General features: G+C 56.8%; 16 protein-coding genes and 2 pseudogenes. 4 read left to right on the plus strand and 14 right to left on the minus strand.

Annotated features, from left to right (window positions below; translation table 11 throughout):
* Positions 1-32 precede the first annotated feature (32 nt).
* Positions 33-896 carry a class I SAM-dependent methyltransferase gene (locus C482_RS17020; RefSeq protein ID WP_006169011.1) on the plus strand — a complete coding sequence of 288 codons (864 nt, stop codon included), beginning with the start codon at positions 33-35 and terminating at the stop codon, positions 894-896.
* A 50-nt stretch (positions 897-946) separates the two neighbouring features.
* Here C482_RS17020 and C482_RS17025 read toward each other — a convergent pair whose 3' ends face one another.
* From C482_RS17025 to C482_RS17035, 3 genes are all read right to left on the minus strand, one after another.
* Positions 947-1,357 (minus strand): acyl-CoA thioesterase, encoded by a 411-nt coding sequence (locus C482_RS17025; protein ID WP_006169012.1) that lies wholly within the window; start codon positions 1,355-1,357, stop codon positions 947-949.
* Between the two features lie 89 nt (positions 1,358-1,446).
* Complete coding sequence (locus tag C482_RS17030; protein WP_006169013.1) at positions 1,447-2,235, minus strand: DUF7001 family protein; 789 nt, start codon at positions 2,233-2,235, stop codon at positions 1,447-1,449.
* 180 nt (positions 2,236-2,415) lie between these two features.
* The gene (locus C482_RS17035) at positions 2,416-3,693 is read right to left on the minus strand and encodes an RNA-guided endonuclease InsQ/TnpB family protein (RefSeq protein ID WP_006169014.1); all 1,278 of its coding nucleotides are present in this window, start codon (positions 3,691-3,693) and stop codon (positions 2,416-2,418) included.
* Positions 3,694-3,900: 207 nt separating this feature from the next.
* On the opposite strand from C482_RS17035, the gene C482_RS17040 reads away from it, so the two are divergent.
* Complete coding sequence (locus tag C482_RS17040) at positions 3,901-4,212, plus strand: hypothetical protein (RefSeq protein ID WP_006169015.1); 312 nt, start codon at positions 3,901-3,903, stop codon at positions 4,210-4,212.
* 214 nt (positions 4,213-4,426) lie between these two features.
* Here the strand turns inward: C482_RS17040 and C482_RS22510 are convergent, their stop codons facing one another.
* The 10 genes and pseudogenes from C482_RS22510 to C482_RS17090 all read right to left on the minus strand — a co-directional run bounded on the left by C482_RS22510 (position 4,427) and on the right by C482_RS17090 (position 13,414).
* Entirely contained in the window at positions 4,427-4,585 is a 159-nt protein-coding gene (locus tag C482_RS22510; RefSeq protein ID WP_241431945.1) for a hypothetical protein, read from the minus strand.
* A gap of 347 nt (positions 4,586-4,932) precedes the next feature.
* Positions 4,933-5,957: pseudogene (locus C482_RS17045) on the minus strand (FAD-dependent oxidoreductase); the annotation flags it as partial.
* Positions 5,958-6,257: 300 nt separating this feature from the next.
* Positions 6,258-6,536 (minus strand): hypothetical protein, encoded by a 279-nt coding sequence (locus C482_RS20900; RefSeq protein WP_006169016.1) that lies wholly within the window; start codon positions 6,534-6,536, stop codon positions 6,258-6,260.
* Between the two features lie 22 nt (positions 6,537-6,558).
* Complete coding sequence (locus tag C482_RS17055) at positions 6,559-6,975, minus strand: hypothetical protein (RefSeq protein ID WP_006169017.1); 417 nt, start codon at positions 6,973-6,975, stop codon at positions 6,559-6,561.
* Between the two features lie 444 nt (positions 6,976-7,419).
* On the minus strand, positions 7,420-8,061 hold the full coding sequence (locus tag C482_RS22050; RefSeq protein ID WP_006169018.1) for a hypothetical protein: 642 nt from the start codon (positions 8,059-8,061) through the stop codon (positions 7,420-7,422).
* Positions 8,062-8,265: 204 nt separating this feature from the next.
* Positions 8,266-9,045, minus strand: coding sequence for a hypothetical protein (locus C482_RS17070; protein WP_006169020.1), 780 nt, complete (start codon positions 9,043-9,045; stop codon positions 8,266-8,268).
* Positions 9,046-9,049: 4 nt separating this feature from the next.
* A complete protein-coding gene (locus tag C482_RS17075; RefSeq protein ID WP_006169021.1) occupies positions 9,050-9,685 on the minus strand; it encodes a hypothetical protein in 636 nt (211 codons plus the stop codon).
* A 22-nt stretch (positions 9,686-9,707) separates the two neighbouring features.
* On the minus strand, positions 9,708-10,451 hold the full coding sequence (locus tag C482_RS17080; RefSeq protein ID WP_006169022.1) for a hypothetical protein: 744 nt from the start codon (positions 10,449-10,451) through the stop codon (positions 9,708-9,710).
* A 181-nt stretch (positions 10,452-10,632) separates the two neighbouring features.
* Positions 10,633-11,322 (minus strand): hypothetical protein, encoded by a 690-nt coding sequence (locus C482_RS17085; RefSeq protein WP_006169023.1) that lies wholly within the window; start codon positions 11,320-11,322, stop codon positions 10,633-10,635.
* A gap of 16 nt (positions 11,323-11,338) precedes the next feature.
* The gene (locus C482_RS17090) at positions 11,339-13,414 is read right to left on the minus strand and encodes an eCIS core domain-containing protein (protein WP_006169024.1); all 2,076 of its coding nucleotides are present in this window, start codon (positions 13,412-13,414) and stop codon (positions 11,339-11,341) included.
* A gap of 650 nt (positions 13,415-14,064) precedes the next feature.
* On the opposite strand from C482_RS17090, the pseudogene C482_RS17095 reads away from it, so the two are divergent.
* Positions 14,065-14,510, plus strand: a pseudogene (locus C482_RS17095) (ISNCY family transposase); the annotation flags it as partial.
* 385 nt (positions 14,511-14,895) lie between these two features.
* Here C482_RS17095 and C482_RS17100 read toward each other — a convergent pair.
* Positions 14,896-15,336, minus strand: coding sequence for a cupredoxin domain-containing protein (locus C482_RS17100; RefSeq protein ID WP_006169027.1), 441 nt, complete (start codon positions 15,334-15,336; stop codon positions 14,896-14,898).
* 170 nt (positions 15,337-15,506) lie between these two features.
* Between C482_RS17100 and C482_RS17105 the strand changes: the two genes are divergently transcribed.
* Positions 15,507-16,238, plus strand: coding sequence for a protein sorting system archaetidylserine synthase (locus C482_RS17105; RefSeq protein ID WP_006169028.1), 732 nt, complete (start codon positions 15,507-15,509; stop codon positions 16,236-16,238).
* The last annotated feature ends 63 nt before the right edge of the window (positions 16,239-16,301 follow it).

Below are 16,301 nucleotides of genomic sequence, written 5' to 3' on the forward strand. Positions count from 1 at the left end.
TCGTGGAACTCCGCGAGCAGAGCACCAATAGCATGTCGATGGTTTCTGATTCCGATTCTAATACTAGCTCTGACTCCGACTCCACATCCACATCCCAGTCCAGACTCGGACTCGAGTCCGAATCCGCACAGGAGTTCTACGGCCGCTGGGCACGACTGTACGACCTGATCGCCCGCCAGACGCCCGGAATCGCCCGACTCAGACGCCGAGCAGCCGCCGCCTGTCGACTCGAGCGCGGCGACACCGTCGTCGAAATGGGTTGTGGAACCGGGGCGAACCTGCCGTATCTCCGAGAGCAGGTCGGCCCCGAGGGAACCGTTATCGGGATCGACTTCACGCGACCGGTACTCGAGCGGGCGCGTGTGATGATCGCCGACCGCGGCTACGAGAACGTACACGTCGTCCGCGGCGATGCGACAGAGCCGCCGTTTGCAGCCGTCGCTGATGTTGGGTTGGGTTCCAGTATTAGTGCCGGTTCCGGTACTGGTACCGATACCGATACCGATACCGGTACCAGTGACGACGAAAACGGCGACGGGACCGACATCGACGCACTCCTCGCGACGTTCGTCGTCGGGATGCTCGACGATCCTGCTGGTGCGGTCGACCACTGGTGTGACCTCGTTGGTCCCGGCGGTCACGTCGTCCTCGCAAACGCTGCTCGCTGCGACGACGATCGCTGGTATTCGTTCCCGGTCAACGCCGTCTTCCGCGCGATCGTCGTCCTCTCGACACCGCCGACGACCAAACTGCGCTACGAACGCGAACCACACCTGCGACTCGACGACCGGATCGACGCGGCACACACCCAACTCAGAGAGAACTCACGCGCTGTCGCCGACGAAACGCTCGTCTTCGGCGTGGTCAAACTGACTGGCGGCGAACTTCCGACCTAACGCAGAATAGCTGCTTTTGTCGGTTCTCGGTTCGTGCTCGTTACCTCTCGTTACGCCGGAACGTCAAACCCCTCGAACTCCCGTACCTGCTCGCGGATTGTTTCCGGAATCGGCGCTGGGCGTCCGGTCTCAGGATCGATCTGGACCATCGTCGTCTCCGCCGTCGTTGCTACCTCCTCACCCGTCCAGATCTCGTACTCCATCGTGCAACTGCTCTCACCGAGGTCGGTCACCTCGAGTCTCACGACTGGCTCGTCGTTGATCGTGATCGGCCGCTTGTAGGTAAGTTCGAGATTCGCGATCACGAAGGAGACCTCGTCCTGTGGAATGTCGAGCACCGTCTCCAGGTACTCCGTTCGCGCCGTCTCGATGTAGGTCGCGTGCACCGCGTTGTTCACGTGATCCAGCGGATCGAGGTCGCGAAATCGCACGGGAACCTCGGTCGTAAACTTCTCACTCATTGTGTGTTTTGAGGGCTGCCCGACAAAAGTACACGTCGATTCCGGCGATGACTGTCGGCTGTTCTCATTCCCAAGACGGTGCCAGACGGTCAGTGAGACGCTGCCACGTCGTACAATGAAGCGTGGTCCTCACAGAACACTGGTTCCCCAAGCTGGGCCTCGACCAGGTCCTCGTGGTAGTGTGCGTTGAAGAGCCGACAGCCCTCCTGTTCGCAGAAGGCGTCCCCGGTTTGCAAGTAGTGCACCGCCTGCAACACGTACCCCTTCAGCGCGTCCGTCGTCCGCGGATCGTCCTCGATCAGGAACTCACCCTCGACCTGGTTCTCGAGTACCTCTCGTGGCGGCGAGTCTCCCGACAGGAGTGCATGGCGTTGTTTTTCCTTGTAGTACGCCTCCGGCTTCGCCGGTGCCTCGTAGAGCCCCGGCACCGACACAAGCGCGGGCTGGCCGAGGACGTTTACGCGTTTGTGCCACCGGCCATCGTGCTCGCCCCAGGTTCCAAGAACGCGATCGAGCACCGGCACGTGAAGCGTCTCGAGGTCGCGCTCTGTCGGTGGGAGCGCCCCGTTCAGCGCCCGCTGGACACCAACTCCGTCGTAGAGCACTCCGCCCGCGCGCTCGGGTGACTCGAGTGTCTGCTCCTCGTAGCGGATCGTACCGAGCATCGTGTTGCCCGTGTCTCGGTCGTAGGGGGATTTTACGCGCGCCTCGGCGAACTGTTCGGCGAGGCCATCGCCATCGTCGTCGCTGTGGTGTACATCGAGGAATCGGTCCCGGACTGTGACCGCTGCGTCGACCCGGGGTGCGAGCCAGTCGCCGATGGCGTCGACGTCGGCGACGGTCGTCGGCGCTCGGTAGAGAACGATCTGATCGACCATATATTCTCTAGTTGTACCACGCCGTAAATCACCTCGGGAATCAAGTGGTTCGAGACGCGGAGCGTCTCGTCATCAAGCGAGACCTTTGGTCTCGCGGACATCGCGGAGCTTCGCTCCGCTCAGTCACGGAAGATTGAAGATCTTCCGAACGACCCCGAGGCTTTCGCGTGGACTCCCGTTCTATGCCTCAATCGAGGCAGGGGGCACGTACTCCCCGCTCACGTTCAGCGTCCCGCGATTCAAGCGCACATCTACGGATGCGCCTCCATCGCCTGCGTTCTGCCTGCGACGGAGATACTGCAAACCGATGTTCTTCGCTGCGTTGTAGTCGGCGTGGTTCCCGTACCCGCACTTTTGGCACTCGAACGATTCTTGATGGCGATTGTCGTCGTGGGTAAATCCACACGTCGAGCAACGCTTCGACGTATTTCGAGGGTCAACCTGTACGGTTTCGATACCGTGTTCTTCGGCCTTGTATTCGACGTACTCGTAGAGGCGTCGGAATGCCCAAACGTGTTGCCACGTCGCCTCGGGGATGTTCTCTCGAATGTGGGTCAAGTCCTCGAACACGATGTGCGAACAGTCGTTCTCGACGGCTTCTTCGATGAGTTCGTTCGCCACCGTGTGCAGGTAGATTTCGAACCGCCCGTACTCTTTCTGTCCAACTGACTCGATGTTCTCGTGGGCGTGGCGAGAACCACACTGCTGAAGCGAGGCACGACGCTTCTCGTACTCTCGTCGCCAGTGGTTGAACTCGTCTGCCGACCAGAATCGTCCCGTCGAAGCGACGGCGAGGTTGTTCACGCCCAAGTCCACACCAAGGACTGTTCTGTGCTTGGACTCGGATTCAGACGTTCCCTCGCGTGCTTCGACTTTCCGCATCGAAGCGTGGAGATACCAGTCACCGTCCCGGTGTTGTAAGTGCGCCATTCGGAACTCGAAATCCTCGTCGGAGATGTATTTGGTCGGCGGTGTCTCCGAGTCGTCGGGAAGGATGTAGTCGCACTCGACTCGCCCATCCACGGTCGAAAGGGAAACGTGGTCGCGGTGGAACGTCGCACTCCGTTTGTCGTAGACCGCGCTGTCAGCGGAAAAGTGCGGTTGTGACGTGTTTTCGCCACGTTTGAGGCGTTCGACGCCGCTTTTGACGGCTTCGACTGCCCGGCGAATCCCTTTCTGGACGAGATTTGCAGTCAAGTCGGTTTCATCGCGGAGTCGGTCGTAGAGGGCGCGTTCTGCTTTGGCTTTTGAGGTGACGTGGTATCCGTCGTCGTCACCAGAAACGCGTCGCGTTTCTGGTTGGCAGCCAGATTCCTGCGGAATCTGGCGACGCCCGTGCCAGCACCATTCGCTCGCGGTGTTGGCACAGTGTTTGAACTCCTCGACTGTCTCCCGAAGGGATTTGTCGGCTCCTTCGGGAGTGTCGAGTTTGATGACGGCGGTACGACAGTATTCCACTGTGTTCTCACATATACTGTATGTGTTACTCACATGTTTGGAAGTCGGTCTGCCATCGTAGCGTGGTTTGTGTCATCTGCTGTCGGCTTCCTCCCTGACCTCAAGGGTCGGGACATCCGCCTCGTACCGCCTGTGAATCAGTTACGATCGCCGCGCTGATCGAGACCCCGTACGCTTATTCTGCCTCGCAGTCACAGTTCCAATGACATGTTCCCGCCGCCCTTCTCGCGCGAACCGATTGTTTCCGACGACGCGAACCCGCTTACACATGCGTATCAGGACGTTATCGTCTACGAGAGTTCCGATCCGGACGACGTGCTCTATGAGGGGCCGATTGTCGTCCACGCGAACGGCTGGCTCGAGCTCGAGGGCAACCGACTGCTCTCGCCGAGTGCCGTCCATCACATCGATATCTACGACGACGAGATCGACCCCGCGGCTCACTCAGACGAGCGACCCGAGCAAGATCACGGAGTGGGTTCCGACGACGCTGACGGAACCGACGAGTACGGCTTCTAACGCCACCCCCACATCCACCGTTCTACTTACTCTTTCTCGTCGACGAACGACGGCTCCGTCCGCGCGGTCGACGGCGTCTCGCCAGAAGTGAGCCGGTTCCCACCCCAACTCTGCTCGCGCCTTCGCCGTTGAGAACGCAGCGTCGTCACCCTCGGATACACACTCATCTGGGAGGTCGCCGAAGACGGTCTCGATCGTCCCGGCAGTGGGCTGATCAAGGAAGTTCCCCTGTGGCAACTGCGAGGTTAGTTTCGTGGCCGACGCTTGCGTTCTCGAGTGGTGCGTCTATGATCGAACGGCATTGCGCACCCGCGAATTTAGTCGCGAGCCAGCTTCCGACACCGCCGGTCGCACCGGTGACGCCACTCTCCATATCGCCACCCTGACCCCACCGTCGCAACAGTGTGACTTCGTCGTTCTGTGTCTGTTTTGGTGTTCGCTGCTCCGTACGGATGGATTCGTTGTGCGGATCAATACGATTGTATGTAATCGTACTCGAGTCCCACCAAGACCACGTCGCGGCACGCGCTGCTAGTCGAGAGCGAACAGTAGCAGTTGCTCTGGGCCTCGAAAACCGGTGGGCGAACCCACCGAAAACATGACTGAGAGTGACTATGGGGGAGTCGTCTAGTCGTCTGCTGGTGCAGCGCGAGAGGTCAACTCAACTGGCTCAGCGTCGACCTCGAGCTCGTCGAGTGCAACCTGGGCGGCGCGCTTGNAGTCGTCTGCTGGTGCAGCGCGAGAGGTCAACTCAACTGGCTCAGCGTCGACCTCGAGCTCGTCGAGTGCAACCTGGGCGGCGCGCTTGCCGGAGACGAGCATGGCACCGAACGTCGGGCCCATGCGGGGAAGGCCGTACGTTGTCGCGGTTGCCATCCCGGTTGCGATCAGGCCTTCGTGGACGAGGCCGGTGTGTTCGACGATGGCATCTTCGGACTTGCCGACCCACATCGAGTCGTGACCTGGCGAGTCGTGGCCGGGAGCGCCGTACGTGTCGTCGTCGGTCTGGTCCATGACCGTTCCGCGTTCTCTGGCGTCCTGAACGCCAGGTGCGTCGAGCACGCCGCGCTCGTCGAGTTTGGTGATCGCCATTGCATCGTGGCCTGTTGCGTCGATGACGAGGTCCGCTTCGACCGCGATTGGGTCGACACAGGTAATCTCACGCGGGAGCGCGTGGACCGGCGTCCAGTTCATCACGATCCCGGAGACCTTGTGGTCCTCACGGATGACGATGTCCGTGAACTCGGTCATGTTCTGCATCTTCGCGCCGGCGTCGCAGGCGGCCTTGATGAGGCCGGAACANAGACCTTGTGGTCCTCACGGATGACGATGTCCGTGAACTCGGTCATGTTCTGCATCTTCGCGCCGGCGTCGCAGGCGGCCTTGATGAGGCCGGAACACGCCTCGGGTCCGTTCGCGACGTAGAGTCCCTCACTGTCCTGGGACTGCTTGTAGGAGACGTCGAGTTCGTCGAGAACCTGCTGTGCGGGGTCACGGACGGTGACCTTGTTCATGAGGAAGCCGCCGAGCCAGAAGCCGCCGCCGAGATAGTTGTTCTTCTCGACGACCATCGTCTTGACGCCGCGTTCGGAGAGCTCCTTCGCCGCGGTCAGTCCCGAGGGACCGCCGCCGACGATGATGACATCTGAATCCGAGAAGTCCATGAACTCCTCGGTCCATTCCTGTCCGATTGCGCGCGTTACGTCCGCTTCACCGACGTCGCTGAACTGTTCGAACTCGCTCATACAACTAGGTGGTATCATCCAGTAGTGAAAAGTCTGTCGCGATGATTCGCAAGCAGTCACACGCCGTCGATCGGTGTGGGTCCTGGGAGCAGTGACCAGTTGAGAGGCAACGGCCGGAGGATCAAAGCGGGGATTCACCACAATTGACACAACCTTGGGAGATGCGGTTGTTGGGTGCCGTTGTTTGGTTCGAATTCCAACCCAAACCACGTACCACGTAGATAGATCTGTGATTTTGCACCACGAGCAAAACGGACGGGCGCTGGAGGCAACCCTAACGGAGAAAACAACATTGGTTCTCTATCTGCTGTACCCCTCGAAGTGTTCCATAATCTGTGGAACATCGAACGATTCGAGCACGCCGATGGTGTCTTCAATGACGGTCCAGTCGAGGATGGGAAGGAGAAGATCGGCTTCAGTCTGGCGATGAGCCTCGTTTCGTGCCCGGAACTGCACCCGTTTGAGGATTCGGGCAGGTTCTGGATCAGTTTGGGTTGCTTCTGTGAATCGTTCGTGTACGTGACCGATGAGTTCCCCGTCCCGGTCGAATAACACGTGGTTCGTGTACTTTTCATTCATCCGATGAATACTACAATTAGTATCACCGATCAAAGTTCCCGTGGGGTTTTCCGAAGCCGTCGATATCGTACTGCTTCGGCGGACGCTCACCCATATTGCGATAAAGGTCTCTAATTTGGCAGATGAGATTATTGATCATCAGACCTCTGAAGTCCTCTGGATAGACGAAGTCTTCTGGTGCGTCTTTGAACGGCGGGAGCATCGACGGGATTTCAGTAGTACCACTGGGACAGTCGGGATCCGGACCAGCCGTATAATTTTTGTCGGCCTGTTCGCTCGAGTAGAAGACGAACAGGGGTAAATCGCTCACAATCTCGTTTTGATCGGTGATACAGAAGCTCTTGATTACAAGTGCGATCTGGGGGTCTCCCTCGACTTCGGCAGTGTCTGGACCGATATCATACTCGTCTTTGAGGCCCGTCGGATCGTGCAACGCCATGTAATACTCGTAGAAGAGGTCGTCGAATTCGTCGTCTGAAATACGCTCGAGGGCGTCGATGCCCCGGCGTAACTGGGTCGGGTCCCACCCCGAACGGAGGATNTGTAATACTCGTAGAAGAGGTCGTCGAATTCGTCGTCTGAAATACGCTCGAGGGCGTCGATGCCCCGGCGTAACTGGGTCGGGTCCCACCCCGAACGGAGGATATCGTACTCCGTTTGTGTGTGGGCCTCGAATCGGGCGCGAGCAAGTACTTGGTCCATAATCCGTTGTACGTCTTCAGTTTGATCAGACGCCTCTAGAGGATACGCCTCCTGGGCATGAAGATCAATCGTATCTTGCTCATCAACATCTATTTCAACCAGATGAGTGTTTCCACGTGGGTCAACTACTCTGACACCAACGATACCATCCTCAATTCCGATGATTTCTGCCTGCATGGTTCTATTGTGCTTGACTTCCGAATGGGACGAGTTCGGTATCGTGAATACCGACCCCGTCGACCCTGTATTGTTCAGGAGGCTGGCCACCTTGCATATAGTAGAGATCTCGAATCTGGCATTTGAGTTGGTGAACGATAAGATCTCGAAAGGTGTGATCGCAGGCGAATGGTCGTGTGAATGGTGAAATCGTCACGTACACGTCGGGCTCACGCTCGAGGCTAACCGGTGTATGAACGAGGTCCTGATCTTCAAAATAGAACGTCACGGGATCGGACTGGTCAATCAGTTCCTCGTTCGCATCATCCAGATGGAGGTACAAGGCGGTGAACTCCACGTCATCAACGGGTGGATCTCGAATTGCTTCCAGAAAGTCCATGAAGTGCTCCATAATTGCTGATTGGTCCAGGCTCTCGAGGACATCGATAGCGTCGTCAAGAACCACCCAGTCGAAGATGGGGCTGAGGAGTTCTGCATCAGTTTCGTGATGCCCGACGTTGCGTGCACGAAATCGGACGCGCTCCAGTATGTTCGCAGGTTGGGGATCGGTCTGATCCTCCGCTGCAAATCGGTCTTGAACGTGACCAATGAGTTCACCGTCCCAGTCGAACAGCAGGTGATGGGTATAGTCGCGGTGATCGATCACCTGGATAGCTACCCCTGGGCTATCNGACCAATGAGTTCACCGTCCCAGTCGAACAGCAGGTGATGGGTATAGTCGCGGTGATCGATCACCTGGATAGCTACCCCTGGGCTATCCTGCCCGTTAATGGTTACACCCATTCGAGTTTCATAACCAATTCCATTTGACAACGTGAATGTCAAATCATTCGTTAAAAACAACTATCAGTCATTTCCATGAGTGATATTCATCATAATCGAAATTACCAGTCCCTTTCCCAAACCCTTGAATGTCGTACTGTTCTGGCGGATCCTCACCCATATTCAGATAGATGTCTCTGATTTGGCAGATTAGGTTATGAATCATGAATCCCCGAAAGTCCTCAGGGTAGACGAAATCATCATCAGGAGGATCTTTGAATGGTGGAACCATCGGCGTAATTTGGGTCAAGCTATCCGAGCAACTTGCAGAAGTCCCTGTGGTATAATTCTTCTCCGCATGCTCATTCGAATAGTAGACAAACAAGCCGGGGAGGACGTTCACAACTTCGTTATCCTCGTTGATACAGAACCCCTTCATAATTAATACGATCTGGGGTTTGCCAGGGAATTCGACCGATCCCTCAATGATCCCGTATTTTTCTTTGGTTTTCTCCGGATTGATGAGCGCATGATAGTACTCACGAAATGCCTCGTCAAACTTCTCTGACGGCAGATTCTCGAGAGCATCAATCCCTCGTCGTAGTTGGTGAGGGTCCCATCCGTCCCGAAGGATCTCATATTTTGTCTGAGTGTGTGCCTCGAATCGTGCTCGAGCTGCAACTTGATTCATAATACGTTCCTGTTCTTGGGTTCGCTCCGATGCGTCGAGCGGATACGATTCTTGGGCGTGGAGATCTTCGGTATCCTCGTCTTCAACGTCAATCTCAACGAGATGCTGATTTCCACGTGGGTCGATAACTTTTACACCAATAATACCGTCTTCGGTGCCGATGATTTCTGCCTTCATAAATCTATTTTGCTTGTTCGTTGAAGCAAACAATTTCAGAATCGTTGAGTCCTAACCCTTCGACCCGATATTTCTCTGGTGGCTGACACCCTTGCATGTAGTGGAGGTCTCTTATTCTACATTTAAGCTGGTGGACAATAGGGTCCCGAAACCGCTTATCACAGGCGAATATCTCCTCAAGCGGTGGGATCGTAACATACGCGTCGGGTTCTTGCTCGAAAGAAAACTCAGTGTGAGTGAGGTCATCGTTCTCGTGATAGAACGTCACCGGATCTGATTGTCTAACAAGTTCATCACGGCCATCGTTCAGGAAGAGGAACAGTGCAGTATAGGCAACGTTTTCGACAGGTGGATTCTGAATCGCTCTGTAAAAGTCCTCGAAGTGTTCCATGATCTGAGGAACATCGAACGATTCGAGCACGGCAATGGTATCTTCAACGACGGCCCAGTCGAGGACGGGAAGGAGAAGATCGGCTTCAGTCTGGCGATGAGCCTCGTTTCGTGCCCGGAACTGTACCCGTTTGAGTATTCGGGAGGGCTCTGGATCAGTTTGGGTTGCTTCTGTGAATCGTTCGTGTACGTGACCAATGAGTTCCCCATCCCGGTCGAATAACACGCGATTCGTGTACCTGTCATCCATTCGATGAATACTACAATTAGTATCACCGATCAAAGTTTCCGTTGGGTTTCCCGAAGCCGTCGATATCGTACTGTTTCGGTGGTCGCTCACCCATATTACGATAAATATCTCTAATTTGGCAGATGAGATTATTGATCATCAGGCCCCTGAAGTCCTCAGGATAGATGAAGTCTTCTGGTGCGTCTTTGAACGGCGGGAGCATCGACGGGATTTCAGTAGTACCACTGGGACAGTCGGGATCCGGACCAGCCGTATAATTTTTGTCGGCCTGTTCGCTCGAGTAGNTAGTACCACTGGGACAGTCGGGATCCGGACCAGCCGTATAATTTTTGTCGGCCTGTTCGCTCGAGTAGAAGACGAACAGGGGTAAATCGTTCACAATCTCGTTTTGATCGTCGATACAGAAGCTCTTGATCACAAGTGCGATCCGAGGGTTCCCCTCGACTTCGGCAGTGTCTGGACCGATATCATACTCGTCTTTGAGGCGCGTCGGATCGTGCAACGCCGTGTAATACTCGTAGAAGAGATCGTCGAATTCGTCGTCTGAAATACGCTCGAGGGCGTCGATGCCCCGGCGTAACTGGGTCGGGTCCCACCCCGAACGGAGGATGTCGTACTCCGTTTGNTCGTCGAATTCGTCGTCTGAAATACGCTCGAGGGCGTCGATGCCCCGGCGTAACTGGGTCGGGTCCCACCCCGAACGGAGGATGTCGTACTCCGTTTGTGTGTGAGCCTCGAAGCGGGCGCGAGCGAAGACCTGATTCATTAAACGCTCTTCTTCATTGTCCCGTTCTTCGGAACTGTGTGGGTAAGTGTCTTGGCCGTGAAAGTCATCCGCATCTTCGTTATCCACAGCTAATTCGATGAGATGAGAATTACCACGTGGATCGACAACCTCCACACCAATGACACCTTCTTTAATTCCGACTACCTTTGCTTGCATAGTTCTATTGTGCTTGATGTTCGAATGGGACGAGTTCAGTATCATGAAGACCGATCCCATCGACTTGGTACTGTTCCGGTGGCTGGCCACCTTGCATATAGTAGAGATCTCGAATCTGGCACTTAAGCTGATAAACGATAAGATCTCGGAAGGTATGATCGCAAGCGAACGGTCGTGTGAGTGGTGAAATCGTCACGTACACGTCGGGTTCACGCTCAAGGCTAACCGGTGTGTGAACGAGGTCCTGATCCTCAAAATAGAATGTCACGGGATCGGACCGGTCGATCAGTTCCTTGTTTGCGTCATCCAGATAGAGGTACAAGGCGGTGAACTCCACGTCATCAACGGGAGGCTCCCGAATCGCTTCGAGAAAGTCCATGAAGTGTTCCATAATTGCCGATTGGTCCAAACCATGGAGGACATCGATGGCGTTTTCAAGAACGACCCAGTCGAATATGGCGCTGAGGAGTTTTGCATCAGTCTCGTGGTGTCCTACATTGCGTGCGCGAAACCGAACGCGCTCGAGTATTTTCGCAGGCTGGAGATCAGTCTGATCCTCCTCTGTAAATCGGTCTTGAACGTGACCAATGAGTTGACCGTCCCAGTCGAACAGCAGGTGATGGGTATAGTCGCGGTGATCGATCACTTGGATAGCTACCCCTGGGCTATCCAGCCCGATAACGTCGGCTTCCATTCGGGACAGTGGTACATTAGTCATAATAATGCTCCTCCAACAGGCCTTCTTCATCTAAGGCGTGTAAGAGTGCATGGACCAGTTCGTCGTACTCTTGTGAAGATTCAAGACCGGCGGCTCGCTCTCTGCGAATCCCTTTGACGCGTTTGGCGAGGCGGTCTTCGAGGGTGTCACCAACTGCTGTGAGTTTCCCTCTCGCCCCAGACACTTCCAGACCGAGTTTTGTCAACACAGTAGTAACACCTTTCACACCTCCTTTAGTCAGGCCGGAGGTCACAGTTGCGGACAGATCGACGGAATTCGATTCGATTACGTCAGCACCGGCTTTGCTTCCAGTTGATGCCGTCCCCGTCACGCCCGCACTGGATACACCCGTTTTGGCGTAGTCTGTCACACTGATCTCATCGATCGTGTCTGGATCGACTGACGCCATTGTGCCGACTAATACACGTGACATGAGGCCCGTCTGTTGTAACGTTTTGAGGTACTCTTCTCGTTGATCTTGGCTTAACTTTACCCATTGATTGCTGTCGATTCTGCTGAGATCATCTAAATTGGATTCGATTTGATCTGGATCAATTGGAGAGTAGTGAGACCCGGACTCATTCTCGTCTTCAAAATTCGTTTGAGAATTAAAGTAACTTGAGTCATTGAGTTGGCCTTCGTTCGGACTGGCCGATGCTTCTTCAGTCGCCTGCTCAGCCCTATCTTCATCCCCTTCAGTCACCTCTGCGACCAAATCACGTAGAAGCTCCACCTTCCCATATTCATCGTAGTCCTTCGGCAGACGCTTGTCTACCTGGTACTCCACCTGTGCCCGGATCGGCCCGGAAAACACACCGGCTGCCGTCGAAACGAATGGTTGTCCCGTCGAAATGTCTACCATCGCCCCGGCAGTCGCGTTCTCCATCGAGGCGGCCAGGTAGTCACCGCCGGAGAGACCCTGCCAGTGACGCTCGATCGCTTCGCCGAACTGGGCGGCGATCTCGTCGGACTCGTTCATGAACAGCGCCAGCGTTCGCTGCTCGCGCTCGCTGAGGTTCTCGATTCCCTCGCGGTCATTGAACAGGAGTGAGTTCTGGATCTCTTCCCAGGTACAGTGAGCCGACCCCTCACCGCCGTATCGTTCGTTGTTCTGGACCGCTTCCCTCGTTAGCTCGGGGAACGTCGCATTGTCAAACTCCCGCTCGTAGGCCCGCGTAAATGCTGGATGACCGTTCTCGTAGCCTTCACGCAGCGCCTCCGGCAGCTTTTCGAGGANATTGTCAAACTCCCGCTCGTAGGCCCGCGTAAATGCTGGATGACCGTTCTCGTAGCCTTCACGCAGCGCCTCCGGCAGCTTTTCGAGGACCTCTTCGGGCAGGCCATCCTCGAACTCCTCGGGGAGGTCTTCCTCAAGTTCGTCGTCGAGTACCTCGAGGAGTTCGTGTTTGTGCATCCGCTGGACGGACAGCGCTGCTTGGCTCGGGGTGAGCGACCCAACGCCCGCGTCCGATCGGAGCGCCTCACTGGCAAGCTCGTCCGCCTCACGCTCGTACGCACTCGAGGAATCTCGCACCTCGAGTTGTTTGTCTGCTGGCAACCGAGTGACGCGTCCGTCCGTCTGCTGGCGAGTATGCACCAGTTCGTGGGCAAGCAGGTACTTGCCTGTGGCGCTGTCCGGATCGAACTCCCCGTGATTGNGTCCGTCCGTCTGCTGGCGAGTATGCACCAGTTCGTGGGCAAGCAGGTACTTGCCTGTGGCGCTGTCCGGATCGAACTCCCCGTGATTGAAAACGACGTGCGAGCCCACGGCGAACGCTCGAGCGTCGATCGACTCGCAGGCTTTCGCTGCTTCCGGGCCGGTATGAATCGTGACGTCGTCGAAACGATCACCCAGACGCTCGGCTAAGTCCGACTGGACCGCCGCATCCAGCGACTGGCCAGGTGTGGAGAGAACTCGGCGAACAGGGTCGGGAACGGCTGTTTCTCCAGACCGGTCATCATCCAGGTGAGTGTCTCTGTTTCGGTATTTCGACAGCTCGTTCTGCCGTTCGATATCAGTTGGGACTGCTTCAGGAGACTGCGCTTGCCGCGTTCGGAACGCAGCCATCTTCTCGGAATCACCNTTTCGACAGCTCGTTCTGCCGTTCGATATCAGTTGGGACTGCTTCAGGAGACTGCGCTTGCCGCGTTCGGAACGCAGCCATCTTCTCGGAATCACCCATTATCCCGACTGGCATCCCTTCGTCGGCCCACTGTTCAACTGTCTCACGACCTTCGGTGTTTACTACCTGCTCGAGCGTTCGCCTGAGAGAGGCTGTGGGCACCGAGTGGCCGAGTACCGCTTCGCANTCTCAGCAGCAGACCGGCTACGCCGAGCAGCAGATGACTGTGAGTCGGTTGTAGTGCGGGTGGCGTTGCGGTTGGATCGACGAGCCGTTGTCGACGGCTTCGACGATGGAGACGCTGATGAGCGAGATGATGAATTTCTTGAATCAGAGTTGGATTTCCGAGGGCGGCGAAACCCCATCTATTACAGACAAATGCAGAGGGGAATTATATATCTTACCATTGGAAAGTAGATGGGATTTATACGGATTACTGTAACGATTTACCGGCGCACCCGCCGACTGGCTCGTGGGTGCGCCGGAAATGACTTACAGTAAACCGTATGAGTGGTTCCCGAACCCCGTCATCAATATTTTCAGCTCGGTACAAGAAAAAGGAGCAGGGTTGCTGGTATATTCTGGGGATTATATACGAAGCGACGATGGACCGACGCGGAAGGCAGTCTCCCTCCCGAAGCGCGAGTGTGAACGGGAGGACGAGGCCGATGACGGCACGGACGTGACGATTCGCCAGGAACTCATCGAAGACTTCGAGGACATCGGCGATACAACATTGCTCTCGGCGGATCGTGACGGCGACTCGCCGTTGAGCAATCTTCTCGATGAAGTAGCGGACGAGGAGGAAATTGACGAGCCGGCACGAGTCGAAGCGCCGACGGAACCCTTCGAGACGAACCTGCCGTGGGTAGACGTCGATCCCGCTGACGAACGGGAGATGAAGCACCAGATCGGGCGGGTAATAGTCCGGTATAAGCGGCGCTGGGGTATCGAAAACGGGNGGGGGACGGGCCGGCGCTCACGGCGAACTCGTTCCTGACGTTCGCCAAGAAGAATTACGGCCTCGACCCACCCGACTAACCCACTCGTTTCCTCTGGGCTCTCCTCACTGGGGAGCGCCAGCGCTGTCCTGAGCGCGGTTTCTCCGGTGATTTCCTGAGATCTATCCGATAGGTTTCTCAGAAGTGCGTTCTCAACGGCTCTCGGAGAGTTATTTCAGCCTGTTTAGTTGTGAAACCTGTGCATCATAGAGGCATCTTCGCAACATCAGCCTTCCCCATTTTGTATATCACTATGGAGTTTGTTGCATCGGTGAACCGTAATCGATGACAAAGCGGAGTAATCTCAAATGGCAGCAGGCGGACTACCCGATACGAAAGCAACAGAGCGAAACGATCAGAGAACAGAGCGACACGATCAGAGAGATCATCGCGCGGAACCCGCAGAAACCGATTGAACTCGCGGTCTACTCCCGGACGATAACCGTCCCGATCATGTTACCCTCGACGTGCGGTTCACAGATGTAGGTGTACTCGCCGGGAACCTCGAACGTATGCTCGTACGTCTCCCGCGTACCGAGTCGACCACCGCGATACTTGTGCCAGGCGTCGCGAGCAGTTTGTTCGTCCTCGTAGCCACCAGTAGCGAAGTACTCGGCGTCGTCCGGAATGCCGTTATCGAGAGCCGTCACGGTGTGGTCTGCACCGCTTGTGTTCTTCCAGACGACCGTCTCGCCGACGGTTGTCTCGTACTCGACTGGAACGAACGCGTTGCGAGTCATCCCAATATCGCACTCGTCGCCGCTGCACGGGTCCTCGTCGTCGAAGACGCTCATGACCGAGGTACAGCCGGCGAGGCTGGCCGAAAGGGAGGTGCCGACGGCGGCAAGGTAGACGCGCCGGTTCATACCGTCCCCTTGGGAGAGTCGCGGTATAACCGCCCCGGTTCGCCGGTCCGCTTCGACACCCGAACTACTGGAAACCACCGCTACAGGGCCGAACATCATCGCCCCGGGCCGCATACAGTTAGCGTCGAGAAACGAAAACACGTAAGGTACACGCCCGCCGACTCGGCGATATGCTTCCCCGGTTCGTCGGGCGACTCGGCATCGCCGACGCGGTGACGATCGCCAATGCCGCCCTGGGGTTCGTCGCCGTCGTCGTCGCCTTCGTCGACATCGACCTCGCCGCCCGACTCATCCTGCTTGCCGCCGTCGCGGACGGACTCGACGGACTCCTGGCCCGACGGTACGGCGGTACCGACGCCGGCCCCTACCTCGACTCGCTCGCAGACGTTGCCTCCTTCGCCGTCGCCCCCGCGGCCCTCGCGTTCGTCGTCGTCACCGACGGCCTCAACATCTCACTCGAGTCCGTCTCGGCTGAATTGCTCTTCGTGTTGACGATCTGTGCGCTGTTCGTCGCGATGGCCGTCGCCCGCCTCGGCATGTACACGGCCTACGACACCGCCGACGACTATACTGAGGGCGTCCAGACGACGCTCGCAGCGACCGTCCTCGGCGCAGCGATCCTCGCGGGGGTCGCCGATCCTGTACTCGTGCTCGCCATCACGGGTGCGTTCTGTTACCTGATGGTCTCGCGCATTTCCTACCCGGACCTGCTCGCGCGCGACGCTGGCATCATGGGCGTCGTCCACGTCCTCGCGATCCTGATTCCGAACTTCGCCGGCCGCACGTTCCCGTACGCGCTCTTGACGCTCGGGGTCGCCTACATGACACTCAGCCCGTGGCTCTACTGGCGCGACCGCGAGGACACCAGCTCCCAGACGACGACCACGCATGGAAACGCTTAGGACGATCCTGACACGACCGTAGCGTATGAACAGTGGTACGTCTCGGCGTCGTCCCGCCACAGG

It is taken from the genome of Natrialba chahannaoensis JCM 10990, from assembly GCF_000337135.1.
Taxonomy (GTDB): Archaea; Halobacteriota; Halobacteria; order Halobacteriales; family Natrialbaceae; genus Natrialba; species Natrialba chahannaoensis.